The organism is Cytobacillus sp. GQ23 (assembly GCF_059758675.1).
The window spans coordinates 1-1,851 of record NZ_JCAXER010000066.1 but is presented as its reverse complement, the minus strand read 5'-3'; the positions used below and the strand labels follow the sequence as shown (position 1 = coordinate 1,851).

The window sequence follows — 1,851 nt, the reverse complement described above, 5'->3', positions numbered from 1 at the left end:
CACCACCGTACGTACCGTTCGGTATACGGCGGTTCATTTAAGTTTGACGCAGAAATTCATATCTTTGATATAGACTTTTGAGCCCTCGATTACTCCAATAGGAGTTATCGAGGGTTTTGTGTAGGATTGGACTAGAGGCTATTCTCCAATATTTCCTTCTGGAGTTTCCCCATTCGTATGCCTTTTGGTCAGGGACACCTAGACCTTTGAGTCTTCTCACCCTTGTCCTTGGGTTTTTCCATTGTTTCCACTCAATCATACGAAGTCTTCTTCTAATCCACTCATCAAATTCTTTAAATTTACTTGGTGTGTCAGCCAATGCAAAATATCCACACCATCCCGTCAGATATTGATTTAGTTTCTGAATTCTAACTTCCATAGGAATTGATTTGGAACGGGAGGTTAATTCCCGTATGTTAGCCTTAAGCCTTTTAATACTTTCTTTGGCTATTCGAACCTTCGGTTTCTTATTGAGCGTAAAGCTAAAGCCAAGGAACTTTCGTTTCCACGGGCGATCAACTGCTGATTTTCCTCGATTTACTTTGAGTTTTAATTTCTGCTCTATGAAACGTGTAATCGAGTTCATCACTCGTTCTCCAGCTTTCTTCGATTTCATGTAAATATTACAATCATCGGCGTAGCGGACAAACTTGTGACCTCTCCTTTCCAACTCTTTATCAAGCTTATCCAAAAGGATATTTGAAAGAAGAGGACTCAGAGGACCTCCTTGTGGTGTTCCTTCTTCTGCATCATAGACTACACCATTTATCATGATTCCTGCCTGGAGATATTTCCGTATTAGTTTCAAGACCAATCGGTCTTGGATTCTACTTGCTAAAATCCCCATTAGCTTATCATGATTTACTTTGTCAAAGAATTTCTCCAAGTCCATGTCAATTACCCATCTATAACCTTCACTTATGTATTCCCTTGCCTTGCGAACCGCATCATGACCTCTTCTATTCGGTCTAAACCCATAGCTATGTTCCGAGAAGCTTGGGTCAAAAAGGGGGGTTAGAACTTGAGCAATTGCTTGTTGAATGAATCGGTCTGTCACGGTAGGTATTCCTAGTAACCTTACTCCACCGTTCGGTTTCGGGATTTCGATTCGACGGACGGGGTTGGGCTGATAGGTGCCTTTCCTTAAAGAATCACATAAGGTGTCCCAGTTCTCATAGAGATGTCTTCGTAGGGATTTTACGGACATTCCATCTATGCCGTGACTCCCTTTGTTCTTCTCCACACGTTTAAGTGCTGCTATTAAGTTTTCCCGTGACAGAATCAGATCCATTAACATATGATATTTCCTTTCGACGTGAACGTAGAAATCTAATTATGTTATTCCTGCTCCACCCTCCTGAAGTCCCCTTGTGGAATTCACCACTTCTTCCTTCAGGTAAGTCCTTTCGGATTGTCTGCTTCTACACAGGAATTGTATGCCTAGTTCTCGTTCTTCCTAAATGTTCAGCCCTTCCCTTACCATCTCGAGTAGGTAAGGTACTATGACCTCTGCTGACTTCTGGTTGTTCAACTATCTATTGCTAGATAGGTTACCAAGTGTACTTGGCGTACCAACCAGATCTCCCCGGGTAAGAGTACAGTCTTTCCCTCCATCTATCTGCTCCATTTACTCTGTACCACCTTTGGCAGTAAGGACTTTGTTTTGATCTGCAAACTCATCCAATGGTACCTAGCCTTATATGAAGTTCGTGTTCCTCAGACCGGAGGTTTGCCGCTCGCTTCCTTCAGATTCCGTGTCACCACGGACACCCTTGCGTTAAGCTAACCACTACTACTGCCTTCATGGCTCGGGACTTGCACCCTATAGACTCCACCCATGCCGGGCGCACA

The 1,851-nt window shown here is 43.3% G+C and carries 1 protein-coding gene; it reads right to left on the bottom strand.

The window, feature by feature from the left end:
- Positions 1–37: 37 nt before the first annotated feature.
- On the bottom strand, positions 38–1,297 hold the full coding sequence (gene ltrA / locus AC6CHU_RS25825) for a group II intron reverse transcriptase/maturase (RefSeq protein ID WP_159871960.1): 1,260 nt from the start codon (positions 1,295–1,297) through the stop codon (positions 38–40).
- Positions 1,298–1,851 lie beyond the last annotated feature (554 nt).